At 72.1% G+C, this 26,658-nt stretch carries 27 protein-coding genes; 14 read left to right on the top strand and 13 right to left on the bottom strand.

All coding sequences use genetic code 11. From position 1 onward, the window contains the following. Nucleotides 1-20 precede the first annotated feature (20 nt). From ACFY01_RS07500 to amaP, 4 genes are read left to right on the top strand one after another with little or no spacing between them, the layout of a single operon-like run. Nucleotides 21-215, top strand: coding sequence for a hypothetical protein (locus tag ACFY01_RS07500; RefSeq protein ID WP_361455385.1), 195 nt, complete (start codon nt 21-23; stop codon nt 213-215). Beyond that, the gene (locus ACFY01_RS07495; RefSeq protein ID WP_390734731.1) at nt 212-595 is read left to right on the top strand and encodes an Asp23/Gls24 family envelope stress response protein; all 384 of its coding nucleotides are present in this window, start codon (nt 212-214) and stop codon (nt 593-595) included. The genes ACFY01_RS07500 and ACFY01_RS07495 overlap by 4 nt, the downstream gene beginning before the upstream one ends. Beyond that, nucleotides 592-1,248, top strand: a complete 657-nt coding sequence (locus ACFY01_RS07490; protein ID WP_390734730.1) for a DUF6286 domain-containing protein — start codon at nt 592-594, stop codon at nt 1,246-1,248. The genes ACFY01_RS07495 and ACFY01_RS07490 overlap by 4 nt, the downstream gene beginning before the upstream one ends. After that, complete coding sequence (gene amaP / locus ACFY01_RS07485; RefSeq protein ID WP_390734729.1) at nt 1,245-1,832, top strand: alkaline shock response membrane anchor protein AmaP; 588 nt, start codon at nt 1,245-1,247, stop codon at nt 1,830-1,832. The genes ACFY01_RS07490 and amaP overlap by 4 nt, the downstream gene beginning before the upstream one ends. A gap of 20 nt (nt 1,833-1,852) precedes the next feature. On the opposite strand, the gene ACFY01_RS07480 is transcribed toward amaP, so the two are convergent. From ACFY01_RS07480 to ACFY01_RS07460, 5 genes are all read right to left on the bottom strand, one after another. Then, nucleotides 1,853-2,608, bottom strand: coding sequence for an SDR family oxidoreductase (locus ACFY01_RS07480; protein WP_390734728.1), 756 nt, complete (start codon nt 2,606-2,608; stop codon nt 1,853-1,855). 5 nt (nt 2,609-2,613) lie between these two features. Beyond that, entirely contained in the window at nt 2,614-4,422 is a 1,809-nt protein-coding gene (locus tag ACFY01_RS07475) for a glycoside hydrolase family 15 protein (RefSeq protein WP_390734727.1), read from the bottom strand. Between the two features lie 105 nt (nt 4,423-4,527). After that, nucleotides 4,528-5,322, bottom strand: a complete 795-nt coding sequence (locus ACFY01_RS07470) for an SURF1 family protein (RefSeq protein ID WP_390734726.1) — start codon at nt 5,320-5,322, stop codon at nt 4,528-4,530. A gap of 49 nt (nt 5,323-5,371) precedes the next feature. Then, on the bottom strand, nt 5,372-5,605 hold the full coding sequence (locus tag ACFY01_RS07465; RefSeq protein WP_390734725.1) for a hypothetical protein: 234 nt from the start codon (nt 5,603-5,605) through the stop codon (nt 5,372-5,374). 123 nt (nt 5,606-5,728) lie between these two features. Further along, on the bottom strand, nt 5,729-6,733 hold the full coding sequence (locus tag ACFY01_RS07460) for a DEDDh family exonuclease (protein ID WP_390734724.1): 1,005 nt from the start codon (nt 6,731-6,733) through the stop codon (nt 5,729-5,731). A gap of 162 nt (nt 6,734-6,895) precedes the next feature. Here ACFY01_RS07460 and ACFY01_RS07455 point away from each other — a divergent pair, with 162 nt between their 5' ends. The 6 genes from ACFY01_RS07455 to ACFY01_RS07430 all read left to right on the top strand — a co-directional run bounded on the left by ACFY01_RS07455 (nt 6,896) and on the right by ACFY01_RS07430 (nt 12,995). Next, nucleotides 6,896-7,702, top strand: coding sequence for an acetoacetate decarboxylase family protein (locus tag ACFY01_RS07455; RefSeq protein WP_390734723.1), 807 nt, complete (start codon nt 6,896-6,898; stop codon nt 7,700-7,702). After that, the gene (locus tag ACFY01_RS07450) at nt 7,702-8,586 is read left to right on the top strand and encodes an SDR family NAD(P)-dependent oxidoreductase (RefSeq protein WP_390734722.1); all 885 of its coding nucleotides are present in this window, start codon (nt 7,702-7,704) and stop codon (nt 8,584-8,586) included. Before ACFY01_RS07455 ends, ACFY01_RS07450 begins: the two co-directional genes overlap by 1 nt. A 27-nt stretch (nt 8,587-8,613) precedes the next feature. Continuing rightward, complete coding sequence (locus ACFY01_RS07445) at nt 8,614-9,897, top strand: amidohydrolase family protein (RefSeq protein ID WP_390735266.1); 1,284 nt, start codon at nt 8,614-8,616, stop codon at nt 9,895-9,897. Next, nucleotides 9,894-11,144 (top strand): amidohydrolase family protein, encoded by a 1,251-nt coding sequence (locus ACFY01_RS07440; RefSeq protein ID WP_390734721.1) that lies wholly within the window; start codon nt 9,894-9,896, stop codon nt 11,142-11,144. Before ACFY01_RS07445 ends, ACFY01_RS07440 begins: the two co-directional genes overlap by 4 nt. 24 nt (nt 11,145-11,168) lie before the next feature. Further along, nucleotides 11,169-11,879, top strand: coding sequence for a VIT family protein (locus ACFY01_RS07435; protein WP_390734720.1), 711 nt, complete (start codon nt 11,169-11,171; stop codon nt 11,877-11,879). A 69-nt stretch (nt 11,880-11,948) separates the two neighbouring features. After that, complete coding sequence (locus ACFY01_RS07430; protein WP_390734719.1) at nt 11,949-12,995, top strand: zinc-dependent alcohol dehydrogenase family protein; 1,047 nt, start codon at nt 11,949-11,951, stop codon at nt 12,993-12,995. 23 nt (nt 12,996-13,018) lie between these two features. Here ACFY01_RS07430 and ACFY01_RS07425 read toward each other — a convergent pair whose 3' ends face one another. The 3 genes from ACFY01_RS07425 to ACFY01_RS07415 form a co-directional block, all read right to left on the bottom strand. Then, nucleotides 13,019-14,392 (bottom strand): CoA transferase, encoded by a 1,374-nt coding sequence (locus tag ACFY01_RS07425; protein WP_390734718.1) that lies wholly within the window; start codon nt 14,390-14,392, stop codon nt 13,019-13,021. A gap of 54 nt (nt 14,393-14,446) precedes the next feature. Beyond that, nucleotides 14,447-15,970 (bottom strand): S8 family serine peptidase, encoded by a 1,524-nt coding sequence (locus ACFY01_RS07420; RefSeq protein ID WP_390734717.1) that lies wholly within the window; start codon nt 15,968-15,970, stop codon nt 14,447-14,449. Nucleotides 15,971-16,043: 73 nt separating this feature from the next. Next, nucleotides 16,044-17,570, bottom strand: coding sequence for a S8 family serine peptidase (locus ACFY01_RS07415; protein ID WP_390734716.1), 1,527 nt, complete (start codon nt 17,568-17,570; stop codon nt 16,044-16,046). Nucleotides 17,571-17,828: 258 nt separating this feature from the next. On the opposite strand from ACFY01_RS07415, the gene ACFY01_RS07410 reads away from it, so the two are divergent. The 3 genes from ACFY01_RS07410 (at nt 17,829) to moaA (ending at nt 20,959) form a co-directional block, all read left to right on the top strand. Then, nucleotides 17,829-18,185, top strand: coding sequence for a DUF485 domain-containing protein (locus ACFY01_RS07410; RefSeq protein WP_132854639.1), 357 nt, complete (start codon nt 17,829-17,831; stop codon nt 18,183-18,185). Then, nucleotides 18,182-19,807 carry a cation acetate symporter gene (locus ACFY01_RS07405; RefSeq protein ID WP_390734715.1) on the top strand — a complete coding sequence of 542 codons (1,626 nt, stop codon included), beginning with the start codon at nt 18,182-18,184 and terminating at the stop codon, nt 19,805-19,807. Before ACFY01_RS07410 ends, ACFY01_RS07405 begins: the two co-directional genes overlap by 4 nt. A gap of 162 nt (nt 19,808-19,969) precedes the next feature. After that, the gene (gene moaA, locus ACFY01_RS07400) at nt 19,970-20,959 is read left to right on the top strand and encodes a GTP 3',8-cyclase MoaA (protein ID WP_390734714.1); all 990 of its coding nucleotides are present in this window, start codon (nt 19,970-19,972) and stop codon (nt 20,957-20,959) included. An 18-nt stretch (nt 20,960-20,977) separates the two neighbouring features. Here the strand turns inward: moaA and ACFY01_RS07395 are convergent, their stop codons facing one another. Continuing rightward, nucleotides 20,978-21,196, bottom strand: a complete 219-nt coding sequence (locus ACFY01_RS07395; protein WP_390734713.1) for a hypothetical protein — start codon at nt 21,194-21,196, stop codon at nt 20,978-20,980. Nucleotides 21,197-21,410: 214 nt separating this feature from the next. Beyond that, nucleotides 21,411-21,806, bottom strand: a complete 396-nt coding sequence (locus ACFY01_RS07390; protein WP_390734712.1) for a DUF3099 domain-containing protein — start codon at nt 21,804-21,806, stop codon at nt 21,411-21,413. A gap of 217 nt (nt 21,807-22,023) precedes the next feature. Between ACFY01_RS07390 and ACFY01_RS07385 the strand changes: the two genes are divergently transcribed. After that, nucleotides 22,024-22,308, top strand: coding sequence for a GlsB/YeaQ/YmgE family stress response membrane protein (locus ACFY01_RS07385; protein ID WP_390734711.1), 285 nt, complete (start codon nt 22,024-22,026; stop codon nt 22,306-22,308). Nucleotides 22,309-22,361: 53 nt separating this feature from the next. Here the strand turns inward: ACFY01_RS07385 and tyrS are convergent, their stop codons facing one another. From tyrS to ACFY01_RS07370, 3 genes are read right to left on the bottom strand one after another with little or no spacing between them, the layout of a single operon-like run. After that, nucleotides 22,362-23,630, bottom strand: coding sequence for a tyrosine--tRNA ligase (gene tyrS, locus ACFY01_RS07380; protein WP_390734710.1), 1,269 nt, complete (start codon nt 23,628-23,630; stop codon nt 22,362-22,364). Between the two features lie 54 nt (nt 23,631-23,684). After that, complete coding sequence (locus ACFY01_RS07375; protein WP_390734709.1) at nt 23,685-25,079, bottom strand: metallopeptidase TldD-related protein; 1,395 nt, start codon at nt 25,077-25,079, stop codon at nt 23,685-23,687. Beyond that, nucleotides 25,076-26,599, bottom strand: coding sequence for a TldD/PmbA family protein (locus ACFY01_RS07370; protein WP_390734708.1), 1,524 nt, complete (start codon nt 26,597-26,599; stop codon nt 25,076-25,078). Before ACFY01_RS07370 ends, ACFY01_RS07375 begins: the two co-directional genes overlap by 4 nt. Nucleotides 26,600-26,658: the final 59 nt, after the last annotated feature.

The raw sequence follows: 26,658 nt of genomic DNA, 5'->3' as shown, positions 1-26,658 counted from the left end.
GAGGAGCTGAGGAGCACAGCATGAGCATGGCCGTGGTCGGCATGATCGCCGGGATGGCGCTGGGGTTCGCCGGGTACTTCGGCGGGTTCGGTGCCTTCCTGCTGGTCGCTGCCCTGGGCGCCGTCGGGTTCGTCGCCGGCCGGTTCCTCGAGGGGGACTGGGAGCTCGGCGACTTCTTCCACACCCGGGACGACCGGCGTGACCGGCGGCGGTGACGTCCGTGAGCGGCGGGGTCGGTGAGGCGCGCGGTCCCGTGACCGTCGTCGCGCCCGGTGAGCGCGGCGCCCTGCGGATCGCCGACGGGGTCGTCGCGAAGATCGCGGCGCAGGCGGCACGCGAGGCGCTCGGCCCGCTGCCCGGGCAGGCGGAACCGCCGCGCGCCACCGTCGTCGTCCACCACGAGGCCGTCCGCGTCCGGGTCCGCCTGGAACTCGGCTATCCGGCCGACATCCCCGCCCACTGCCGGGCGGTGCGTCGCCGGGTCACCGAGCGGGTAACCGCCTTGGCGGGAATGGAGGTGCCGGAGGTCGCCGTCCAGGTGGAACGGCTGCATCTGACGCATCCGCAGGGGACGGCACAGGGGAGGACGCGATGAGCGAACCCCGGGGAACCGAGGGCACCACCCAGCCACTGCCGGTCGTCATGGAGAAGGCGGAGCAGCCGTCCCCACCGGTGGCTAAGCCCCCTCCGGCGGCGGACGGCGGAAGGGACGGCCGTTTCTGGTCGGCCCGCCGCGTCCCGGCGGGCGTCGTCGCCGCGCTGCTCCTGCTCGGCGCGGGCGTCTTCCTCTACGACATCGCCGCCGTCCGCGCCCACCGGCCCGCCATGGGCTGGCGCCGGGCACTGGCCCGGCAACTCGCCGAACGACAGCTCGACGACACCTGGGTGCTGGTCGGCGCGGGCGTCGCGCTGGCCCTCGGCCTCTGGCTGCTCGTGCTCGCGGCCACGCCCGGCCTGCGGGACCTCCTGCCGATGCGGCGCCCGCACCCCGACGTCCGCGCCGGACTGGAGCGCGCGGCGGCCGCTCTGGTGCTGCGCGACCGGGCCATGGAGATCTCGGGCGTGCGGTCGGTACGGGTGCGGATGGGCCGCAGGAAGGCCGCCGTCCGCGCGGTCGCGCACTTCCGCGACCTCGACGACGTACGCGCCGACCTGGACACCGCCCTCACCACGGCCGTGCAGGGCCTGGGCCTGGCCCGGCAGCCCGCGCTGTCGGTGCACGTCAGCCGCCCCGGACGGAAGGGGTGACCGCGGTGCTCAGGGTCGTCAACCGCACGCTCGTCGGACTGACCGGGTTGCTGCTGGCCGCCCTCGGCGGCTCGGTGCTGGCCGTCGGCCTGGGCGTCCGGCCGCCCTCCTGGTGGATCCACCACGGCCGGCACGACGTCCTGCTCAGCGACGCCGAGCGGACGCGCTGGCGGGACGCCGGCTGGTGGTGGCCGGCCGTCCTCGCCGCGCTCGCCGTCCTGGTCCTGCTCGCCCTGTGGTGGCTGACGGCGGTACTGCGCCGCCGCCGGCTCAGCGAGGTGCGCGTCGACACCGGCGACGGCGAGGGCGCGCTGCTGCGCGGCCGGGCCCTGGAAGGCGTCCTGACCGACGACGCGGCCCGTCAGGAGGGCGTGGCCCACACCCGCCTCCTGCTGACCGGCCGCCGTACCGCACCCCGGGCGCGGGTGTGGCTGCGACTGGAGCCGGACGTGGACCCCGGCACGGTCCTGCGCGACCTGACCGCCCAGGCACTGACCCACGCCCGCGAGTCGGCGGGTCTGGCGAAGCTCCCGGCGGAGGTACGCCTGCGGACGGTCAAGCACAGGGCCGAAAGGGTGACTTGAGTGAGGGCGGTCCGAGCTCCTCAGAAACCGTGCCGCATCCCGCCGTCGACAGGCACCATGATCCCCGTCAGATAGGACGCGGCCGGAGACAGCAGGAACGCGGCCACCCGACCGAACTCCTCGGGCGTCCCGTACCGCCGCAACGGAATCCGCGACTCGTTGGCGGCCCGCGTCGCCTCCGGGTCCGCCGACAACCCGTCCAGCTCGCGCACGCGATCCGTGTCGATGCGCGACGGAAGCAGCCCCAGCACCCGGATCCCGAGCGGCCCCAGCTCGTCCGCGATGGACTTGGCGAACCCGGCGAGCCCGGGCCGCAGCCCGTTGGAGACGGTCAGTCCCGGAATCGGCTCGTACACCGAGGCGGACAGCACGAACCCGATGACCCCGCCCGGCTCCAGCTCCGCGGCGGCCGCCCGGGCCAGCCGTACCGCACCGAGGAACACCGACTCGAACGCGCCCCGCCACTGCTCGTCCGTGTTGTCGGCGACGAACCCCGGTGGCGGACCGCCGACGCTGATCAGGATGCCGTCGAAGCCGCCGAAGCGCTCGCGGGCGGCCGCGATCAGCCGCTCGGCGCCCTGCGGGTCGGAGTTGTCGACGGCGACACCGGCCGCGTTCGGGCCCAGCTCGGCCGCCGCGTCGGCGGCCCGCTGCTCGTCCCGCCCCGTGATGACCACCTTCGCCCCGTCGGCGACGAGCTCGCGCGCGGCGGCGTTGCCCAGGCCGCGGGTGGCTCCGGTGACGACGTACACCCGGTCCTTCAGTCCAAGATCCATGGCCCCTATCCTGCCTCGTCGCTCCCGAACAGGGCGAGGGCGGTGTTCACCAGGCCGACATGGCTGAACGCCTGCGGGAAGTTGCCCAGCTGGCGGCCGGCCACCGGGTCGTACTCCTCGGACAGCAGCCCCACGTCGTTGGTGATGCCCACCAGCCGTTCGAACAGCTCCCGGGCCTCCTTCGTCCGGCCCGTCAGATGCAGGGCGTCCGCGAGCCAGAAGGAGCACGCCAGGAAGACGCCCTCCCCGCCGGGCATCCCGTCGATGGACGTCCCGCCGGCCTCGTAGCCTGTGTCGGAGTCGGTGTCGTACCGGCGTACGAAGCCGCCCTGCCCGAGTCCGGCGCGGATGGCGTCGACCGTGCCGATCACCCGCGGGTCGTCGGGCGGCAGGAAGCCGACGCGCGGGATGAGCAGCACGGCCGCGTCGAGTTCACGCGAGCCGTAGTACTGCGTGAAGGTCCTCCGCGCGGGGTCGTAGCCCTTCTCGCACACCTCCCGGTGCACCTCGTCGCGCAGCGCGCGCCAGCCGTCGAGGTCGCCGGGCAGCTCCGGGCTCTCCTCCAGCGTGCGCACGGCACGGTCGGCGGCCACCCACACCATCACCTTGGAGTGCACGAACTGCCGCCGTCCGCCGCGCACCTCCCACAGTCCCTCGTCCGGCTGCCGCCACACCGAGCGCAGGAACTCCAGCAGTACCCCCTGGAGCGACCACATGTGCGGCTTGGGAGGCAGGCCCGCGCGCCGGGCCAGCGACAGCGAGTCCATGACCTCCCCGTACACGTCCAGCTGGAGTTGCCGCACGGCGTCGTTGCCGATCCGTACGGGCGCCGAACCGGCGAATCCGGGCAGCCAGGGCAGCTCGAACTCGGGCAGCCGGCGCTCGCCCGCGAGGCCGTACATGATCTGGAGGTCCGCCGGGTCGCCCGCGACCGCGCGCACCAGCCAGTCGCGCCAGGCCTCCGCCTCCTTGCGGTAGCCCGCGGCCAGCAGGGCACCGAGGGTGAGGGTGGAGTCGCGCAGCCAGCAGTAGCGGTAGTCCCAGTTGCGTACGCCGCCCAGTTCCTCGGGGAGCGAGGTGGTGGCCGCGGCGACGATGCCGCCGGTCGGCGCGTAGGTGAGGGCCTTGAGGGTGATCAGGGAGCGGACCACCGCGTCCCGGTGCGGTCCCCGGTAGCGGCAGCGGGACGCCCAGCGCCGCCAGTCCGCGACGCTGTCCCGCAGGGCGGCGAACGGGTCGACGAGCGGGGGGCGCGGCTGGTGCGAGGGGTGCCAGGTGAGCACGAACGCGACCCGCTCGCCCGCCGCCAGGGTGAACTCGGAGTAGGTGCCGAAGTCCTCGCCCCAGGTCCGCACCGCCGGTTCACTGCGCAGCCACACGGAGTCGGGCCCGGCGACGGCGACCCGGTGGCCGCCGGACCGGCGCATCCACGGCACGATCGAGCCGTAGTCGAAGCGCAGGCGCAGGGTGCTGCGGACGGTGACCCGGCCGGAGAGGCCCTCGACGACGCGTACGACGTCGGGTGCGCGGTCGCGCTGCGGCATCAGGTCCGTGACCCGGACCGATCCCTGAGGGGTGTCCCACTCGGTGTCGAGGACGAGGGTGTCGCGGCGGTAGGCGCGGCGGGTGCAGGGGCCGGCCTCCTTGGGGGCGATCCGCCAGTGACCGTGCTCCTCGTCGCCCAGGAGCCGCGCGAAACAGGCGGCGGAGTCGAAGCGGGGCAGGCACAGCCAGTCGACGGAGCCGTCCCTGCCGACCAGGGCCGCGGTCTGCTCGTCGCCGATGAGGGCGTAGTCCTCGATGCGCGGATGCACGGGTTTCCGGATTCCCGGTGCGCGGCGGCCACAATCAGGGGGCTGGTCCGGGGAGGTGACCGCACGCGGCGGTGGACACCGGCCCCGACGCGCCGCTCGCGGTGTTCACACCGCGGCGGTCGTGGGCTCCTCGCTCGGCTGCGCGGCCGCCTCGGCCCGGGACCGGTCCTCGCGGCGGACCAGGACGAACCAGCCGTACGGGACGCCCGCGGCGAACAGCCACCACTGGATCATGTACGCGTAGTTCAGTGGGGCGTCTTCCTCGCCGGGGTCGGAGAGCAGCTCGGGGGTGTCGCCCTTGGGCTCCGGAGCGGTCTGCTGGATGTAGCCGCCGAGCACCTGGGCGTTCAGCCGCCGGGCCTGCTCCGCGCTGTTGATCAGCATGATCTGCCGGTCCGGCAGCCCCTTGATCTCCTTGATGCCGCTGGCCGCCGTCGTCTCGTCGGCCATCAGCCGCCCGGTGACGGTGGTCCGGCCGGCGGGCGGCGCGGGGATCTTGGGGAAGGCGGTCTGCACGCCGTTCGCCGGGATCCAGCCGCGGTTGACCAGCAGCACCTTGCCGTCCGTCAGCACGAACGGCGTCAGCACGTGGAAACCGACCTCGTCGTCGGCGTTGACGCGACGCCGGACGACCACTTCCCGCGCGGTGTCGAAGGTGCCGGTCGCGGTGACCCTGCGGTACTTCTCGGTACGGGTGACGGCGTGCCCCGGGGAACTCAGCCGCTCCACGGGCACCGGCTTGGCCGCCAGTGCCTCGGAGACCAGCTGGTTGCGGGCGCTGCGCATCTCGTACCGGTGCTTCTGCCAGATGCCCAGCCAGATCATGGTGGGGATCAGCAGCAGGGCCACCAGGGTGAGGATCACCCACTGGCGGGTCAGCAGAAAGCGGTAGCGGTGCACCCCACGACGGTACAACTCGGTCGTGGGGTGCAATCGGGCGGGTACCGGATCACACCTTGTCCACGACGCCCACCTTGCCCTCGGAGCGCGCGCAGTGGGCGCCGCAGAACCACTGGCCCTCGACCTCGACGCCCTGGCCGATGATCTGCACCCGGCAGTGCTCGCAGATCGGCGCCATGCGGTGGATCGCGCAGGAGAAGCAGTCGAAGACGTGCACCGCGCCCTGGGCGTGCACCTCGAAGGTCATACCGTAGTCATTGCCGCAAACTTCACATCTCGCCATGCGCCACAGAGTGAGCCGTCACCGCCGCCCGGGCGAGCGCCCGCCGGGCGAGTCGCACGGCAATCACCCATCCGTACGGTCATTCCTCCATACGGTCATCCGTCCGTATGGTCACGCCTCTGGTCATTCCTCCGACGCCGGCTCCACATCCGCGAGGAGCTGACCGAACGCCGCCTCGTCCACCACCGGCGTCCCGTACTGCCGTGCCTTGACCGCCTTCGAGGTGCCCGAGTCCGGATCGTTGGTCACCAGGAGGCTGGTCAGCCGGGACAGACTGGTCGCGACATGCAGCCCCGCCTCGGTCGCCCGGTCCTCCAGCAGCTCACGCTCGACCGAGGTGTCCCCCGAGAACGCGACCCGCATGCCCTGCTTGAGGCGTTTGCCCTCCTCGTACCGGCCCGGGTTGGGATAGGGGCACGCGGGCCGCTTGCGGGACGGACGCCAGGCACCGGGCCGGTATCCGCCGTAACCCCCGCCCCCGCCGCCGGCCTGACGGCCGATCCGGGGCGCGGGCCGGTCCTGCCACTCGGTCAGCGGCCGGCACTCCAGCAGCGGCAGCCGCACCCCGCCCTCCGCCGCGGCCCGCAGACTGGGCCGGAACGCCTCCGCGAGCACGCGCGCGTCGTCCAGCGCGTGGTGCGCGTGCCGCTGTACGACGCCGAAGTGGGCCGCCAGCGATTCCAGCTTGTGGTTGGGCAGCGGCAGGCCCAGTTCCTTCGAGAGCGCGATGGTGCACAGCCGCTGCCGCACCGGGGCCTCGCGTTCCGCGCGCGCGTACTCCCGGGCGATCATCTGCCAGTCGAAGACGGCGTTGTGCGCGACCAGCACCCGGTCCGCGAGCCGGGCGGCGAACTCCTCGGCGATGTCCGTGAACAGCGGAGCGCCTTCGAGTACCTCGCTCGTCAGACCGTGGATCCACACCGGGCCCGGGTCCCGCTCCGGATTGACCAGCGTGTACCAGTGGTCCTCGACCTCACCGCGCGCGTCCAGCCGGTAGACGGCCGCGGAGATTATCCGGTCGTCCCGGGCCAGGCCCGTGGTCTCCACGTCAACGACCGCGTATCCCTGGGGATACGCGGCCGGCCACCGGGTGGGGGAGGACGCTGCCGTCGTTCGGTCTTCGAGCATGGTCACTGAGGATACGGGCCGCGACTGACAGTCCTCTCCCGGAGGTTCGGGTCCGTCACCGCACATGTCCATTCTCCGTGCGTGGCTATGGACACCTTCACCACACGGTGCGACCGTGCTGCCGCCCGACGGTTGACGGCCCACGGAAGGGCGGTACGGCGTATGGCACGCGTACGGTACGGCGCGCGGACCGAGGCGGAGGTCACGGCCGCGCGCACCGCGAGCGCGAAGCTCCCCGACATCTGGTCCACCGGCGTGACGGCCCTGTGGGAGACCGATCCGGACGCGGTGGCGGCGGTGCTGCCGCCCCCGCTCAAACCGACCGGGCGCCCCCTGGTCAGGGTCACCATCAGCAAGGTCGAGCTGCCCGGATACCCGCTCGGCGCGGGCTCGTTCGCGGTCGCCGCCGCCCACGGCGGCACCGAGGGCTGGTACCCGCTGGTGATGCCGATGACCCACGAGCGCGCCCTCACCGGCGGCCGGGAGGTCTTCGGGGAGCCCAAGAAGCTCGGCGAGGTGACCGTCGAGCGAGACGGCCCGCTGGTGCGCGCGTCGCTGGCCCGGCACGGCATCGCCTTCGTCGAGGTGCGCGGCGCGGTGAGCGGTGACCTGCCCCTGCCCGAGCCCTCGCGGAAGACCGACTTCTACTTCAAGTTCCTCCCCGCGGTGGACGGTTCCGGCTTCGACGGCGACCCACTGCTGGTGCACTGCGTACGCCACGAGAAGGTGAGCGGACTGGAGGCGGTCACCGGGGACGTGGTGCTGCGCGAGTCCGGGTACGACCCCGTCGCCGACCTGCCGGTCCTGCGCCTCGTCGAGATCACCCTCGGCCGCAAGACCAGCGACCAGCGCGGCCGGGTCGCCGAACGGGTCGATCCGCAGGCGCTGTTGCCGTACGTCCACCAGCGGTACGACGATCCGCGCCAGGTCCTGGACGCACCGCCCGAGACTCCCGAGGGGAGCCGCTGATGGAGCTGGGGGAGGGACAGGTCGCCGTCGTCACCGGCGCCGCGAGCGGCATCGGCCTCGCCATGGCCCGGCGGTTCGCGGCCGAGGGCCTGAAGCTGGTCCTCGCCGACGTCGAGGCGGCCGCCCTGGACAAGGCCGCCGACGACCTGCGCGCGGACGGCGCGGACGTGCACGCGCGCGTGGTCGACGTCGGCGTCCGCGAACAGGTGCGGGAGCTCGCCGAGTCGGCGTACGAGACGTACGGCGCCGTGCACGTCCTGTGCAACAACGCCGGGGTCGGCTCGGGCGCCGAGGGCCGCATGTGGGAGCACGACCCGAACGACTGGAAGTGGGCGTTCTCCGTCAATGTGTGGGGCGTCTTCCACGGCGTCCAGGCGTTCGTGCCACGAATGATCAAGTCGGGTCAACCCGGTCATGTCGTCAACACGTCCTCCGGCGACGGCGGCATCGCCCCGCTGCCCACCGCCTCCGTGTACGCCGTCACGAAGGCGGCCGTCGTCACGCTGACCGAGTCCCTGTACGCCCACCTGAAGGCGGAACGCGCGCGTGTGGGAGCGTCGGTGCTCTTCCCCGGCCCGCACATGCTGCGCACCGGCCTGTGGGAGTCGCACCGCAACCGGCCCGAGCGGTACGCGAAAGAGAGGCCGCGGAAGACCCCGTACCGCAGCCTCGACCAGTGGGAGTCGGCGATGCGCGCGGCGGGCAAGGAGGTCCGCTTCACGCCCGTCGAGGAGGTCGCCGCCCTCGTCGTGGACGGCATCCGCGCCGACCGCTTCTGGCTGCTGCCGCCGAGCGAGCACAGCGACGCGCAGATCCGGGCCAGGGCGGACTCGATGCTCCACCGGGCGAACCCGTCGTACCTCGAGAGCTTCATTCTGGACTAGGAGGCCGGCGTGAGAGACCAGGACACGATGACCGATCACGAGCCCTACCTGATCGTCTCCTCCGACTGCCACGCCGGGCTGCCCACCGAGGAGTACCGGCCCTACCTGGAGGCCCGGTTCCACCGGGACTTCGACGAATTCCTCGCCGGCCGCGACCGGCGCCGCGAGGAGATGACCCGGCTCGGCATCCGCAACGAGGCCTTCGCGGACAAGTGGTTCCAGGACAACGAGGAAGGCCTGCGCGGCGGCTGGGACACCGCGCAGCGGCTGAAGGAGCTCGACGGCGACGGGGTGGCCGCCGAGGTGGTCTTCCCGGACGCCGACGCCGTGGACAGCCGTACGGCCGCCCCCTTCGGCGTGGGCCTCGGCCTGTCCGGCGACCAGGACCCCGAACTGGGCATGGCGGGCGCGCGGGCGCACAACCGCTGGCTGGCCGACTTCGTCTCCGAGCACCCCGAACGGCACTGCGGGGTGGCCCTGCTGCCCGTCACGGCCCCGGCCGAGCAGGTGGTCGCCGAGGTGCACCGCGCCAAGGAGTCCGGGCTCGGCGCCCTGATGATCCCGTCCATGTGGGTCGACAAGGAGCCGTACCACGACCGCCGTTACGACCCGGTGTGGGCGGCGGCCGCCGAGTGCGGGATGCCGGTGCTGACGCACTCCGGAGCGGCACCGCGGCACGAGTACGGCGATCACCTCGGGATCTACGTCTCCGAGGTCACCTGGTGGCCCGCCCGGCCGCTGTGGTTCCTGCTGTGGTCCGGGGTCTTCGAACGCCATCCCGGTCTGCGGTTCGGGGTGGCGGAGTCGGGCTGCTGGTGGCTGCCGAACCTGCTGTGGTTCATGGACCGGCTCTACCTGGGCGCGCACGGCGGCAAGAAGCTCTCCCCCTTCGAGGAACTCAAACGCCCCCCGCACGAGTACCTCGACCGGCAGGTGTTCGTCTGCGCCACCAACACCAAGCGCCGCGAACTGGCCCAGCGCTACGAGATCGGCGTGGACAACATCCTGTGGGGCAGCGACTTCCCGCACCCCGAGGGCACCTGGCCCGACACGCGCGCGTGGCTGCGCCGCACCTTCCACGACATCCCGGTGACCGAGACCCGCCGCATGCTGGGCCTCGCGGCGGCCGAGGTCTTCGGCTTCGACGTGGCGCGGCTGACCCCGCTCGCCCGGCGGATCGGCCCCACCCCCGCCGACCTCGGCCAGCCGGACGACCAGGCGGCCGTCGAGGCGTCCTGGGCGCGCTCGCGCGAGGTGGGCCGCCACTGGCTGACCGGCCACGACTTCCCGGCCCTGGGGGTGACCCCGTGAACCCCCAGGACCCGGACCTCGGCGAGGACCGCTGCACGGTCATCTCCGCCGACTGCCACGCGGGCGCCGACCTCCTCGACTACAGGCCGTACCTGGAGCGGCGGTACCACGAGGACTTCGACGCCTGGGCGGCCACGTACGTCAACCCGTACGAGGACCTGCTCGCCGACTCCGCCGACCGGAACTGGGACTCCGAGCTCCGCCTGGCCGAACTGGAGGCGGACGGGATCGTCGCCGAGGTGGTCTTTCCGAACACCATCCCGCCGTTCTTCCCGTCCGGCTCCCTGAGCGCGCCCACGCCGACCGCGGAGGAGTTCGAACGCCGGTGGGCGGGTCTGCGCGCCCACAACCGCTGGCTGGCGGACTTCTGCGCGGCCGCGCCGGGCCGCCGCGCGGGCGTCTGCCAGATCCTCCTGAACGACGTCGAGGAGGCCGTGAAGGAGATCCGGTGGGCGGCCGGCGCGGGCCTGAGGGGAGGGGTGCTGCTGCCGGGCACACCGCCGGGCTCGGGGCTGCCCGAGCTGTACTCGTCGGCGTACGACCCGATCTGGGCCGTCTGCGCGGAACTCGGCGTGCCCGTCAACCACCACGCGGGCTCGGCCTCCCCGCCGCTCGGCGACGAACCGGCCGCCCGCGCGGTCTTCATGGTCGAGACGACCTGGTTCTCCCACCGAGCGCTGTGGCACCTCGTCTTCGGCGGCGCCTTCCGCCGCCACCCGGACCTGAAGCTGGTCCTGACCGAGCAGGGCTCGGGCTGGATCCCCGGAGTGCTCGACATGCTGGACTACTACCACGGCCGCCTGGTCGCCGCCGCGACGAGGGCGGCCACGGCGGAGGCCAAGTTCGGCGCGGGCCTGGCCGCCGGCATGGGCGGTGCCCCGTCGCGGGTCTGGCGCGACAACTGTTTCGTCGGCGCCAGCTTCATGCGCCCGCACGAGGTGCCGCTGCGCGACCGCATCGGCATCGACAAGATCATGTGGGGCAGCGACTATCCCCACGACGAGGGGACCCACCCCTACTCCCGCCAGGCCCTGCGCTTCGCTTACGCGGGCGTGCCCCGGGATGAGCTCACGGCCATGCTCGCGGGCAACGCCGCCCGCGTGTACGGCTTCGACCTCGGCTTCCTGGACCCGATCGCGGCGAAGGTCGGCCCGACGGTCGCGGAGCTCGCCGAGCCGCTCCTGGAACCGCCCGCGGACGCGACGAGCCCGGTGTTCGCGCGGGGAGCGTCGGTACGGGTGTGGTGACGGCAGGGGTGGAATCCTCCTGATGTGACGGAACCGACCCACGACGAGGCGCACGGCGGCGCGCTGGGCTCCCGCCTGAACTGGCTGCGGGCGGCCGTCCTCGGCGCGAACGACGGCATCGTGTCCACCGCCGGCCTCGTCGTCGGCGTGGCCGGCGCCACGGACTCCCGTGCCGCCCTGCTCACCGCGGGCCTGGCCGGGCTGCTGGCCGGGTCGATGTCGATGGCGGCGGGCGAGTACGTGTCGGTGTCGACCCAGCGCGACTCGGAGATGGCCGCCCTGGCGGTGGAGAAACGGGAGTTGAGGGAGCAGCCCGCGGCCGAACTGGAGGAGCTGACCGAGCTCCTGCAAGGGCGCGGGCTGTCCCGGGAGGTGGCGCGGGAGGCGGCGGAGCAGCTCACCGCGCGGGACGCGCTCAGGGCCCACGCGCGCGTGGAGCTGGGCATCGACCCCGACGAACTGGCCAACCCGTGGCACGCGGCCTGGGCCAGCTTCCTGGCCTTCACCGTGGGCGCGCTGCTGCCGCTGCTGGCGATCGTCCTCCCGCCGGCCGGACTGCGGCTGCCGGTGACCGTGGTGTCCGTGCTCGCCGCCCTCGTCCTCACCGGCTTCAGCAGCGCCCGCCTGGGCGTCGCGGCTCCGGGCCGGGCGGTGCTGCGGAACGTGGCGGGCGGGGCGCTGGCCATGGGGGTGACGTACGTGGCGGGGACGCTGCTGGGCGCGGCGGGGGTGTGAGGGCGCACAGCCGTGACCGCGTACCGTGAGGTGCACCCCCTCGTTTTCGCAGGAAGAAGGACCCTCGCCATGCGCGCCACCACCATCCACGCCCCGTACGACATGCGCGTGGAGGACGTGCCCGAGCCCGTGGTGCGGCTGTCCACCGACGCCGTCGTACGGGTGCTGCGCGCCTGCATCTGCGGCAGCGACCTGTGGGCGTACCGCGGCGAGGCGGCCCGGCAGGCGGGACAGCGGATCGGGCACGAGTTCCTCGGCGTCGTGGAGGGGACCGGCTCCGAGGTGAGCACCGTACGGCGCGGGGACCTGGTGGTCGCGCCCTTCATGTGGTCCGACGGCGTCTGCGACTACTGCCAGGAGGGCCTGACCACCTCCTGCGAGCACGGCGGCTTCTGGGGCTCGGTCGGTTACGACGGCGGCCAGGGCGAGGCCGTCCGTGTGCCCTTCGCCGACGGCACCCTGGTCCGGCTGCCCAAGGAGGCGGCCTCCGACGAGCGTCTGCTCTCCGCGCTGCTGACCCTGTCCGACGTCATGGGCACGGGCCACCACGCGGCCCTCGGCGCGGGCGCCCGCCCGGGTGCCACGGTCGCCGTGGTCGGGGACGGCGCGGTCGGCCTGTGCGCCGTGCTGGCGGCCAAGCGGCTCGGCGCGGAGCGGATCATCGCCCTCGGCCGGCACCAGGTCCGTACGGACATCGCGCGCCGCTTCGGCGCCACCGACGTCGTCGCCGAGCGCGGGGACGCGGCCGTCGAGGCCGTCCGCGAGCTCACCCGCGGGCAGGGCGCGCACGCCGTCGTCGAGGCGGTGGGCACCGAGCAGTCCATGCGGACCGCCGTCGACATCGCGCGGGACGGTGGCGCCATCGGCTTCGTGGGCGTGCCCCACGGCAGCGGCACCGGCCTCGACCTCGGCGTCATGTTCGACCGGAACCTCGCGCTGCGCGGCGGTGTCGCACCGGTCCGCGCCTACATCCCCGACCTGCTGCCCGACGTCCTGGACGGCACGATCGACCCGTCGCCCGTCTTCGACATGACGGTCGGCATCGAGGGCGTCCCCGACGGCTACAAGGCGATGGACGAGCGCACCGCCCTCAAGGTGCTGGTCACCAACGGCTGACCGGCACGGGCCCGCAGGCGGCGTCAGGTCCAGCGGGCCGGGTCCGTCCCCCAGGGCACCGGAGGCCGCGCCCAGTCGGCCGGGCCGCCCGCGAAGGACACGGGCGGGCGCGCGTACCGCAGTCGCCCCAGCCGGCTGTCCGTCTCGGCGAGCCAGGTGTCCGGCCCGTCGTACGCGAGGTCACCGTCGGCGCTCCGCTCGAGCCCGCCGGTGAGCCAGCGGGCGGTCCGGGCGAGCGCCAGCCGGACGAACCGGCCACCGCCGTCGTACGACTGCTCGGTCAGCGCCCGCAGCACGGCGGCGGCCAGCAGATAGCCGGTGCCGTGGTCCAGCGCCTGCGCGGGCAGCGCGCCGGGCCGGCCGGCCGAGCCCTCGACGGCCGCGATGCCGGTGGCGACCTGCACCAGGCTGTCGAAGCCGCGCCGCCCGCCCCACGGCCCGTACGCGCCCCAGGCCGACACCTGCGCCACGATCAGCCCGGGCCGCCGCTCGGCCAGCGCCTCGGGGGAGAGGCCGAACCGGTCCAGCGCGCCCGGCCGGTACCCGGTGACCACCACGTCCGCCGCGGCCAGCAGTTCCTCGAAGGCCCGCCGGTCCGTGGCCAGGTCCAGCGTCGCCGACCGCTTCCCGAAACCGGTGTCGGCGTGCTGGTCGGGCAGTTCCGGCAGGTGCGGCGCGTCCACGCGCAGCACCTCCGCGCCCAGCAGGGCGAGCGTGCGGGTGGCGACCGGGCCCGCGAGGACCCGGGTCAGGTCCAGGACGCGCAGGCCGGCGGCGGGCAGCAGGGGAGAGGAGTTCCGCGGGGGCGGCAGCACGCGCGCGCGTGCCGAGTCCAGCCGTCCGTGCTCGACGAGCGGTCGTGCGGCCACGGCGGCGGCCTGCTCGTGCGCGGCCCACTCCTCGGGCGTACGGAGCGCGACCGCGAGGCCCCCCGCCTCGTACACCGTCTGCTCGACCTCGCGCGCGGGCCGCTCGGCGAGCCGCTCGGCCACGGCCTCCACGGACGCGTCCTCCGGCAGCCCCAGCGCGCCCAGCAGTCGCGTTCGGTGGTGGGGGTAGTTGGCGTGCGTGCGCACCCATCCGTCGGCCGTACGCCAGAACCGCGACAGCGGCGCGAAGACGACCGGCGCCCGACCGTCGACCGTCAGCAGGCGCTCACTGTGAAAGGCGGCCGCCACCGCCCCGTCGTCCACCCGCACCACCGGCACCTCGCCGAGCCCGCCCCGCCGTGCCGCCAACTCGGCGGCGGCCAGCGCACAGGCCCCCACACAGGAGCGGGCCAGCTGCCGCACGGGAAGGCGCGCCTGGAGCGCGCCCTCCCTGGTCACGGTGCCGACCCGCGTCACGAGGGCGGGGTCGCCGCCCAGGGCGGACCAGGCGTAGTTGATTGCAGTCATGACTGCACTATGCAGTATTGACGCAATCAATATGCGCGCGGGGCCCGCCTCTCCTCACTTCGTCACGGCCGCCAGTGCGTCCGCCGTGCCCCAGCCGTAGAAGCCGTTGTGGTTCTTCGGGCCCTCGCACACCGCGTCGACCTTGCCGTCGCCGTTGATGTCGTACGGGTCGGTGCACGGTGTGGCGTCGGCCTCGGCGTACAGGAGGGCCTTCACCAGGGCCGCGGAGGCGTGCGGGTGGGTTGACTTGATCAATGCGGCGACACCGGCGACGTGCGGGGTCGCCATGGACGTGCCCGCCATGTAGCCCCACTTGCCGCCGGGCAGCGGGCCGAGGATGAGGCCGCTGGTGGCCGGGGGTTCCGGCGTCTGGTAGGCCGTGGAGTCGCCGCCGGGGGCGGCTATGTCGATCACGCCCAGGCCGTAGTTGGAGAAGGACGACTTGATCCCCTTGGCGCCGGTCGCAGCGACCGTCACGACACCCGGCAGCTGGGTGGGGATGTCGTAGCACTTGTGCGGGTCGACCACCCGGTCCGACGGGGTGGAGTCGTTCGGCGAGACCGGGTCGGTGATCGAGTCGGACGCCAGGTCGTAGCTCTCGTTGCCCGCCGCGGCGACGTTCACCGCGCCCTTGCGCTCGGCATACCGTGAAGCACGGGTGATGGCGTCCACCAGCGCCTTCTGGTCCGGGTCGGTGGTGCAGTTGAAGTACCACGGGTCGGTGTAATAACTGTTGTTGGTCACGTCCACGCCGTGCTCGGCCGCCCACACGAAGCCGCAGACCACGGCTTCGGTGTAGAAGAAGCCGTTCGGGTTGCCGACCTTGATGCCCGCGACCCGCACGCCCGGCGCCACGCCCGTGATGCCGACGCCGTTCTTCGCTCCCGCGATCTCACCGGCCACGTGCGTGCCGTGCGGACTCTCGCTCGCGCTGGGGCGCCAGGCCCCGTCGGTGGTGTCCGGCTTGCCCGAGACGCAGTTGGCGGAGGCGGCACGGTCGAAGTTGGGCGCGATGTCGGGGTGGGTGTCGTCGACACCGGTGTCGACGACGGCGACGGTGACCTTCCGGCTGCCGAGGGTCTTCTCGTGCGCCTTGTCCGCCTTGATGGCCGGCAGGTCCCACTGGAGGGGCTCCAGCGGGTCCTGCCCGTCGGCCGCCCGCGCGTCCGCGACCTGCTCGTCGCTCAGCGCCTTCGGTGTCCCGACGTCGGTGGTCGACTGCGCGGGCAGCGGCGCGGTGCGGGTGGCGCCGGCGGAGTCGACGCCGCGCACCTTGCGTATCGCCGTGGCGAAGCCGGGGTTCGACGAGTGGACGACGATCACGCCTATCCGGTCGTAGGCGATCACGACCGAGCCGCCGGCCTCGCCGATGGCCTTCTCCACGCGCGCGGAAGCGGCGTGCCCGGGGCGGACGTTGACGACGTAGCTGAGCGAGGTCGCGTCCGCCGCGGTCGCGGCGGACGGTGCGGCCGGGGCCGCCGTCGCGGGGGCGTTCGGCAGAAAGGCGAGGGCCGTCGCCATCGCCGTCCCGAGCGGAAGGGCGAGGGCGCGACGGTGGTGCCGGTGGGACGCTGTCATAGGTCTTGTCTCTCCAGTTCGTCGGAGTTGGTCAGGGTTCGGCGGAGTTCGGCGGAGGTCGTCGATGCCTGGCCTACTTGACCGCGCGCAGCGCGTTGACGATGCCGGACCCGTAGAAGCCGTTGACCCGCTTGCCGCCCACGCAGGTCGCGTCCACGACACCGTCGCCGTCCCCGTCGTACGGGTCGCTCGGGCAGCCGGGGTTGTCCGCCTCGGCCTTGAGCAGCGCCTGGAGCTGCGCCGGGGTGGCGTGCGGGTGGGCGGACTTCAGCAGCGCGGCCACGGCGGCCACGTGCGGGGAGGCCATCGAGGTGCCCTGGAGGAAGCCGTACTGGCCGTTCGGCAGGGTCGACAGGATGCGGCCGTTCTTGGATGGCGTGTCCGGGATCTGGAACTTGTCGCCGCCGGGGGCCGCCACGTCGACGACGCCCTTGCCGTAGCTGGAGTAGTAGGACTTGGCGCCCTTGACGCCGGTCGCGCTCACCGTGACCACGCCGGGCAGCTGGGTCGGCACGTCGAAGCACTCGTGCGGGTCGACCGTCCGCGTCGTGGGCGTCGTGTCGTCGGGGCTGGAGGCGTCGACCAGGGCGTCCGAGTCGAGGTCGTCGTTGGAGTTGCCCGCGGCGGCCACATTGAGCGTGCCCTTGCGCTGGGCGTACAGCTGGGCCCTGTTGACCGCGTCGACGATGGCACGTTGATCAGGGTCGTCCACGCAGTTGTACTGCCACGGATCAACGTAGTAGCTGTTGTTCGTCACCTCGATGCCGTGATCGGCGGCGAACACGAAGGCGCAGACCACGCTTTCGGGGAAGAACAGCGAGTTCGCGTCCGGCTGGGCCACGGTGATGCTCGCGACCTTCACACCCGGGGCCACCCCCGCCACGCCCATGCCGTTGCGGGCCGCGGCTATCTCACCCGCGACATGCGTGCCGTGGTAGTGGTCGGCGTCCACCGGCCGCCAGGCGCCGTACGTCGTGTCCGCCTTGCCGCTCACACAGTTCGCGGACTGGGAGGCGGAGAAGTTCGGGGCGATGTCCGGATGCGTGTCGTCGACGCCGGTGTCGATGACACCGACGGTCACCCGCCTGCTGCCCGGGTCGATCCGCGCGGCCTTGTCGGCGCCGATCGCCCGCAGATCCCACTGGTCGGCCTCCAGGGGCTCCTCGCCCGCCGCCGCGCCCTTCGCGAGCTTCGCGGCCTGCGCCTTCGACAGGACCTGCACCGCCCCCTCGTCCGTCGTACCCGCGGCACTGAGCGGCGCGGTCCGCGAGGCACCCGCCGACTGGACTCCGCGCACCGCGCGGATCCGCTTGCCGAATTCCGGGTCGGCGGAGTGGACGACGATCACGCCGATCCTGTCGTACGTCACCACGACGGAACCGCCGGCCGCCTCGATGGCCTTCTGCACCGACGCGATGGTGTGGCGGTCGGTCCTCGTGTTGACGAGGTACGCGAGGTTCGGGCCGTCCGCCGCGCGGGTCGCCTCAGCCGTCGTCGGGGCCGCCGATGCCGCGGACGGGAGGAAGCCGAGCGACGCGGTCAGCGACAGCACGACGGGCACGGCGAGGGCGAGCCGGCGTCTGGAGCGCAGATGAGACATGGGATCTCCACATCATCCGAGGTCATCCGAAAACGAAACCGGCCCGAGACACAGGTGCTCCTCGGGCAGGTACATGACTAGTTGTGCAGGGCGAAGCTATCCCGGCGCCTCACCGGCCAGCAATGACCACGGCAGACGACTTCCGAAAGAACTCATAGGACTTGAACCGGTCCTCGCGTGGCGCCGTGGACCTTCGACAGGGAGCCCGAGCAGGATCGAGCCCCCCGCCGCAAACCGCCCGCGACACGAGGAGACTCCGTGGCTACCGAGACACCGCCCCCCTCGAAGACCCAGCCCCGACTCCCCTCCACCGAGGAGTTCGCCGCGGTGCAGGAGAGCGCGGAGTTCGGTGAACTGCGCCGCTCCTACCGCTCCTTCGCCTTCCCGCTGACCGTGGCCTTCATCGCCTGGTACCTGCTGTACGTCCTGCTCTCCAACTACGCGGGCGACTTCATGGGCACCAAGGTGGCCGGCAACGTCAACGTCGCCCTCGTGCTGGGCCTCGCCCAGTTCCTCACCACGTTCCTGATCGCCTGGTGGTACGCGCGGCGCGCCGCCGCTCACCTCGACCCCAAGGCGGAGGCCATCAAGTCCCGGATGGAGGGCGGCGCATGAGCAACTTGCAGCAGAGCGTGCTGGCGGCCGGCGAGGCGAGCGAGCACCGGCCGCTGATCATCACCCTGTTCGCGGTCTTCGTCGCCGCGACCCTCGTCATCACCGTCTGGGCCGGCCGTCAGACCAAGGACGCCGCCGACTTCTACGCCGGCGGACGGCAGTTCACCGGCTTCCAGAACGGCCTCGCCGTCTCCGGCGACTACATGTCCGCCGCGTCCTTCCTCGGCATCGCGGGCGCCATCGCCCTCTTCGGCTACGACGGCTTCCTGTACTCCATCGGCTTCCTGGTCGCCTGGCTGGTCGCCCTGCTCCTGGTCGCCGAGCCGCTGCGCAACTCCGGCCGCTACACCATGGGCGACGTGCTGGCGTACCGGATGCGCCAGCGCCCCGTCCGCACGGCGGCCGGTACCTCCACGATCGTCGTGTCGATCTTCTACCTGCTGGCCCAGATGGCCGGCGCCGGCGTCCTGGTCTCGCTGCTGCTCGGCATCACCAGCGACGGCGGCAAGATCGGCATCGTGGCGCTGGTCGGCGTCCTGATGATCGTCTACGTCACCATCGGCGGCATGAAGGGCACCACCTGGGTCCAGATGGTCAAGGCCGTGCTGCTGATCGCGGGCGCCCTGCTGCTGACCTTCCTGGTCCTGCTGAAGTTCCACTTCAACATCTCCGATCTGCTGGGCAAGGCCGCCGACAACAGCGGCAAGGGCTCCGCCTTCCTGGAACCCGGCCTGAAGTACGGCGCCACGGGCACCACCAAGCTGGACTTCATCTCCCTGGGCATCGCCCTCGTCCTCGGCACGGCGGGCCTGCCGCACATCCTGATCCGCTTCTACACCGTTCCCACCGCCAAGGCCGCCCGTAAGTCGGTCATCTGGGCGATCGGCCTGATCGGCACCTTCTACCTGATGACCCTCGCCCTCGGCTTCGGCGCCGCCGCGCTGATCAAGCCGGACGAGATCATCGCCTCCAACAAGGCGGGCAACACGGCAGCGCCCCTGCTGGCCCTCCACCTCGGCGGAGTGGACTCCAACTGGGGCGCCATCCTGCTCGCCACCATCTCCGCGGTCGCCTTCGCCACGATCCTCGCGGTCGTCGCGGGCCTGACCCTGGCCTCGTCCTCCTCCTTCGCCCACGACATCTACGCCAACGTCATCAAGAAGGGCACGGCGACCGAGAAACAGGAGATCAACGCGGCCCGGTACGCCACGGTCGGCATCGGCGCCGTCTCGATCCTGCTGGGCGCCCTCGCCCGCGACCTGAACGTGGCCGGCCTGGTCGCCCTGGCCTTCGCGGTCGCCGCCTCCGCCAACCTGCCGACCATCCTCTACAGCCTGTTCTGGAAGCGGTTCACCACCTCGGGCGCCCTGTGGTCGATCTACGGCGGCCTGGTCACCGCGGTCGGCCTCGTGCTGTTCTCCCCGGTGGTCTCCGGCAAGGAGACGTCGATGTTCCCCGACGTCGACTTCCACTGGTTCCCGCTGGAGAACCCGGGCATCATCTCGATCCCGGTCGGCTTCCTGCTGGGCGTCGTCGGCACCCTGCTGTCGAAGGAGACGCCCGACGCCGGCAAGTACGCGGAGCTGGAGGTGCGGTCCCTGACCGGAACCGGGGCGCACTGAGGCCGGTACGAGCGGCCGCGTCGTGGGGACCGTAGGACCCTACGACGCGGCCGCGTCCCATGTGGTGGGATCGGATCTGTGTCGCTGTCAGTGGTGTCGCGTAGGCTCGCAAGGGACGGTCGACGATCGATCGTCACGGTTCCGACAGGGGAGGGGGCCCACGTGCTCATCGACACATTCGGCCGGGTGGCCACCGACCTGAGGGTCTCGCTGACCGACCGCTGCAATCTGCGCTGTACGTACTGCATGCCCGAGGAGGGCTTGCAGTGGCTTGCCAAGCCCGACCTGCTCACGGACGACGAGATCGTCCGCCTGATCGACATCGCGGTCACCTCCCTCGCCATCACCGAGGTCCGCTTCACCGGCGGTGAGCCCCTGCTGCGCCCCGGCCTCGTCGGGATCGTCGAGCGCGTCGCGGCCCTGGAACCCCGCCCCCAGACGTCCCTCACCACCAACGGCATCGGCCTTGGACGCACCGCGAACGCCCTGAAGGCGGCAGGCCTCGACCGGGTCAACGTCTCCCTCGACACCCTCCGCCCGGACGTCTTCAAGAGGCTCACCCGCCGTGACCGGCACAAGGACGTGATCGAGGGTCTCCGGGCCGCCCGCGAGGCCGGGCTGACGCCGGTGAAGGTCAACACGGTCCTCATGCCGGGTCTGAACGAGGACGAGGCCCCGGACCTCCTGGCCTGGGCCGTGGAGCACGACTACGAGCTGCGCTTCATCGAGCAGATGCCCCTGGACGCCCAGCACGGCTGGAAGCGCGAGGGCATGGTCACCGCGGGAGACATCCTCGCCTCGCTGCGCACCCGCTTCGAGCTGACCCCCGAGGGCGAAGGGGAACGCGGCTCCGCCCCGGCCGAACGATGGCTGGTCGACGGCGGCCCGCACCGCGTCGGCGTCATCGCCTCCGTCACCCGCCCGTTCTGCGCGGCCTGCAACCGCACCCGCCTCACCGCCGACGGCCAGATACGCACGTGTCTCTTCGCCACCGAGGAGACGGACCTCCGCGCCGCCCTGCGCTCCGGCGCCCCCGACGAGGAGATCGCCCGCATCTGGCGCCTTGCCATGTGGGGCAAGAAGGCGGGCGCCGGCCTGGACGACCCGTCGTTCGTGCAGCCGGACCGTCCGATGTCGGCGATCGGCGGCTGATCCGTCAGGCCGGATCGGTCAGGCCTGCCCGGCCGACTCCCACTCGGCGAGCAGGACAACGTCCTTCAGGAAACCGCGTACTCCGAGGAACTGCGACAGGTGCTCACGGTGCTCCTCGCAGGCCAGCCACGTCTTGCGCCGGTCCGGCGTGTGGATCTTCGGGTTGTTCCACGCCAGCACCCACACGGCATCGGTACGGCAGCCCTTGGCGGAGCAGATGGGAGTCTCGTCAGTCACGGCTTCGTTCTCACACACGGCAGACAAAAGGCGACGCCGAGCAGCCACGGGGGGAGCTGCCCGGCGTCGGTCCGTCGCTCCGACGGGGGATGCGGAGCGCGTACGAAGTATGTCACGGGTAACCCTTCGCCCGGCACTGGAACAGCATGATTGATCTGAGCTTTTCTTGAGCTTGGCACGGTGCCTACGTCCGCCCGCGGGCCATCTGTGATGGTCACACGGGGTCGGACCGCTCACCCCGGACTCCCGCCGTGGGCTCCGCCGGTACGTCCTCCGGCACGGGTTCCGCCTGCGTGTCGTTCGTGGGCGGAGCGATCATCGGCTGGGTCGGCGCGGTCACGAAGGTCGACGGCAGACCCGGCGCCCGTTCGCGGCCCGCGTTGGCGACCACCACGGCGATATAGGGCAGGGTCGCCCCGAGCACCAGTGCCACGATCGCCACGTGCCGTTCGACGTTCCAGAGGGTGGCGGCGAGGATCACCGCGACCGTGCGGATCGTCATGGAGATGACGTACCGGCGCTGCCGGCCGCGCACGTCCTCCGCCAGGCCCGTCCGGGCTCCGGTGATCCGGAACACCTGGACGTTGCCGCCGCCATGTTGCTTCCGCATCACATTCCACCATCCGCCCGCATCGGCCTCTCCCCGCATTCCACGGTACGCCGCGGCTGCGCCGCCTTCGAGACCGGGGCACCCCCCTGCCTGGGCGAACGCCCTCAGCCGGGTCACGTAGGACCGTACATCCGCCGGCCGTATCCGACATGCGTCGTACGACGGACACGCCGAGACTGGGCGTAGTGCTCACGTCGAGCCGTACGAGGAGGCAGTCATGGGCTGGTTGTGGGCGATCATCGTCGGATTCGTGCTGGGTCTGATCGCCAAGGCGGTCATCCCGGGCAAGCAGCACAGCCCGCTCTGGCTGACCACCATCTTCGGCATCCTGGGCGCCGTCGCGGGCAACGCGATCGCCCGCGCGTTCGGCGTCGCCGCGACCCCGGGCATCGACTGGACCAGGCACCTCTTCCAGCTGATCGCCGCGATCATCATCGTGGCCGTCGGCGACATGGCGTACATGGCGCTGTGGGGGACCCGGAAGAAGGAGCAGCGGGTCTGACCGCGGGTACGCCGGAGGGCGGCTCCCCGCGGGAAGCCGCCCTCCGGTGTATGTCACGCGCCGGTGACCTCGACCGCCGCCAGGTTCTTCTTGCCGCGCCGCAGCACCAGCCAGCGCCCGTGCAGCAGGTCCTCCTTCGCCGGGACCGCGTCCTCCGCGGTGACCTTGACGTTGTTCACGTAGGCACCACCCTCCTTGACCGTGCGCCGCGCGGCGGACTTGCTGGCCACCAGACCGACCTCGGCGAACAGGTCGACCACCGGACCGAGCTCGGCGACCTGGACGTGCGGTACCTCGGACAGGGCCGCCGTCAGCGTCCGGTCGTCTAGTCCGGCCAGCTCGCCCTGGCCGAAGAGCGCCTTCGACGCGGCGATCACGGCGGCCGTCTGGTCGGCGCCGTGCACCAGCGTCGTCAGCTCCTCGGCCAGCGCGCGCTGCGCGGCCCGGGCCTGCGGACGCTCCTCGGTCTGCTTCTCCAGCTCCTCCAGCTCCTCGCGGGACTTGAAGGACAGGATCCGCAGGTACGTCGAGATGTCCCGGTCGTCCACGTTCAGCCAGAACTGGTAGAACGCGTACGGCGTCGTCATCTCCGGGTCGAGCCAGACCGCGCCGCCCTCGGTCTTGCCGAACTTGGTGCCGTCCGCCTTGGTCATCAGCGGCGTCGCCAGCGCGTGCACACTGGCGTGCGGTTCCAGCCTGTGGATCAGGTCCAGGCCGGCCGTCAGGTTGCCCCACTGGTCGCTGCCGCCCTGCTGGAGCGTGCAGCCGTACCGCCGGAACAGCTGGAGGAAGTCCATGCCCTGGAGGATCTGGTAGCTGAACTCCGTGTAGCTGATGCCCTGGTCGGACTCCAGGCGGCGGGCCACGGAGTCTTTCGTGAGCATCTTGTTGACGCGGAAGTGCTTGCCGATGTCCCTCAGGAACTCGATCGCGGACAGGCCCGCGGTCCAGTCGAGGTTGTTGACCATGACGGCCGCGTTCTCCCCCTCGAAGGAGAGGAACGGCTCGATCTGGTGGCGCAGCTTGTCCACCCAGCCGGCGACCGTCTCCGGGGCGTTCAGCGTGCGCTCCGCCGTCGGACGCGGGTCGCCGATCAGCCCCGTGGCGCCGCCGACCAGCGCCAGCGGCCGGTGACCGGCCTGCTGGAGCCGGCGCACGGTGAGCACCTGCACCAGGTGCCCCACGTGCAGGGACGGCGCGGTCGGGTCGAAACCGCAATAGAACGTGACGGGACCGTCCGCGAGCGCCTTGCGCAAAGCGTCCTCGTCAGTGGACAGGGCGAACAGCCCCCGCCACTTCAGCTCGTCGACGATGTCCGTCACGGTTCTCGTATCTCCTCGAGTGGGCGCGTAACCAGGTACTAATCAGGTACGAGGTTATACGCCCTGGCTGACAGAGCTCATATTGAAGTCGGGCACCCGCAGCGCGGGCATGGCGGCCCTGGTGAACCAGTCGCTCCACTCCCGCGGCAGCGTCTTCTCCGTGCGCCCGGCCTCCGTGGCCCGCCCGAGCAGGTCCACCGGCGACTCGTTGAACCGGAAGTTGTTCACCTCGCCGGTCACCTCGCCGTTCTCCACGAGGTAGACGCCGTCCCGGGTCAGCCCGGTCAGCAGCAGCGTCGCCGGATCGACCTCGCGGATGTACCACAGGCAGGTCAGCAGCAGCCCGCGCTCGGTGGCCGCGACCATCTCCTCCAGGGAGCGGTCCTCGCCGCCGTCCAGGATCAGGTTGCCGAGCGCCGGGGCCACCGGCAGCCCGGTCAGGCCGGCGCTGTGCCGGGTGGTCGTCAGGTGCTTGAGCCGGCCGTCGCCGACCCAGTCGGTGCCGCGGACCGGCAGCCCGTTGTCGAACACCGACTGATCGCCCCCGGAGGAGTGCGCGATCACGAACGGCGGGCACTCCAGCCCCGGCTCGTTCGGGTCGCTGCGCAACGTCAGCGGCAGCTCGGTCAGCTGGTCGCCCACACGGGTGCCGCCGCCCGGCCTGGAGAACACCGTCCGGCCCTCGGCCGCGTCCCGGCCGGACGCCGACCACAGCTGGTAGATCAGCAGGTCGGCCACCGCGGTCGGCGGCAGCAGCGTCTCGTAGCGGCCCGCGGGCAGCTCGATCCGCCGCTCGGCCCAGCCCAGCCGTACGGCCAGCTCCGCGTCCATCGCCCCCGGATCGACGTCCTTGAAGTCGCGAGTGGAGCGCCCCGCCCACGCCGAGCGGGTACGGTCCGGGGACTTGGCGTTGACCTCCAGCGTGCCGTTGGGCTGGTCGTGCCTGAGGCGCAGGCCCGTGGACGTCCCCAGGTACGTCGACACCAGCTCGTGGTTGGCGAAGCCGTACAGCTCCCGGCCGCCCGCACGCGCGCGTGCGAACGCCTCGCCGAGCGCCGGGGCGAAGTCCGCGAACACGGCGGAGGAGGTCTCGGCGGGTGCGTCCGTGAAGTCCGGGGACTCCGGTACGTCCGTGACCAGGGGCTGCGCGTCCTCGGCGGGCCCGGCGCCGCGTGCGGCGGCCTCGGCGGCCCGGACCAGGGGCTCCAGCTCCTCGGCGGTCACCGCGGACCGCGACACGACACCGGATGCGGTGCCCTCCTGGCCGTCCACGGTCGCGATCACCGTGAGCGTACGGCCGCGCGTGACGCCGTTCGTGGTCAGCGCGTTGCCCGCCCAGCGCAGGTTGGCCGTCGAGTGCTCGTCGGCGATCACGACGCAGCCGTCGGCCCGGGACAGCTCCAGAGCGCGCTCGACGACCTCGTGCGGCTTGTGGGTACGGGCGCTCATCGACCGGCCTCCTGCGTGGTGTTGAGGATGTTGACGCCCTTGAAGAGGGCGGAGGGGCAGCCGTGCGACACGGCGGCCACCTGTCCCGGCTGGGCCTTGCCGCAGTTGAAGGCGCCGCCCAGGACGTACGTCTGCGGCCCGCCGACGGCCGCCATGGAGCCCCAGAAGTCGGTGGTCGTCGCCTGGTAGGCGACGTCCCGCAGCTGCCCGGTGATCCGCCCGTTCTCGATCTTGAAGAAGCGCTGCCCGGTGAACTGGAAGTTGTAGCGCTGCATGTCGATGGACCAGGACCGGTCGCCGACGACGTAGATGCCCCGGTCGACGCCCCCGATCAGGTCCTCCGTGGACAGCCCGGCCGGATCCGGCCGGAGCGACACGTTGGCCATGCGCTGCACCGGCACGTGCCCGGGGGAGTCGGCGTACGCGCACCCGTTCGACCGCTCGAACCCGGTCAGCTTCGCGATCCGCCGGTCCAGCTGGTAGCCGACCAGCGTGCCGTCCTTCACCAGGTCCCAGGACTGCCCCTGGACGCCCTCGTCGTCATAGCCGATGGTCGCCAGGCCGTGCTCGGCGGTGCGGTCGCCGGTGACGTTCATCAGCTCCGAGCCGTACTTCAGCTTGCCGAGCTGGTCGAAGGTGGCGAAGGAGGTGCCCGCGTAGGCGGCCTCGTAGCCGAGCGCCCGGTCCAGCTCGGTGGCGTGCCCGATCGACTCGTGGATGGTCAGCCACAGATTGGACGGGTCCACGACCAGGTCGTACAACCCCGCCTCGACGCTCGGCGCACGCATCTTCTCGGCCAGCAGCTCCGGGATCCGCTCCAGCTCGGTGTCCCAGTCCCAGCCGGTGCCGGTGAGGTACTCCCAGCCGCGCCCGACGGGCGGCGCGATGGTCCGCATCGAGTCGAACTCGCCGCTGGACTCGTCCACCGACACGGCGGTCAGCTGCGGGTGCAGCCGCACCCGCTGCTGCGTCGTCACGGTCCCCGCGGTGTCCGCGTAGAACTTGTTCTCGTGGACGGTGAGCAGCGAGGCGTCGACGTGGTCGACCCCGTCCGCCGCCAGCAGCCGCGCGCTCCAGTCCGCCAGCAGCGCCGACTTCTCCTCGTCGGGCACGGTGAACGGATCGATCTCGTACGACGAGACCCATGTCTTGTCGGCATGAACCGGCTCCCCGGCCAGTTCCACGCGCTCCTCCGACCCGGCCGCCCTGATCACCTGCGCGGAGAGCTTCGCCATCGCCACGGCCTGCGAGGCGACCTTGGCGGCGGCGTCGAGGCTCAGGTCCACCCCGGACGCGAAGCCCCACGTCCCGCCGTGCACGACCCGGACCGCGTACCCGAGGTCGGTGGTGTCCGACGAGCCGGCGGGCTTGGCGTCCCGGAGCCGCCACGACGCGCTGCGTACCCGCTCGAACCGGAAGTCCGCGTGCTCGGCCCCCAGCGCCCGCGCGCGGGCTAGCGCGGCGTCGGCCAGGGCGCGTAGGGGGAGTGCCAGAAATGCTTGGTCGATTTCATGGGGCACGGGTGGGATCCCTTCGGACTGCTCGCCAGTGATGACCGTCGCGAGCAGTGAATCACGGC

The organism is Streptomyces sp. NPDC001480 (assembly GCF_042894725.1).
GTDB lineage: Bacteria > Actinomycetota > Actinomycetes > Streptomycetales > Streptomycetaceae > Streptomyces.
This window is presented reverse-complemented; position numbering and strand designations above follow the sequence as displayed.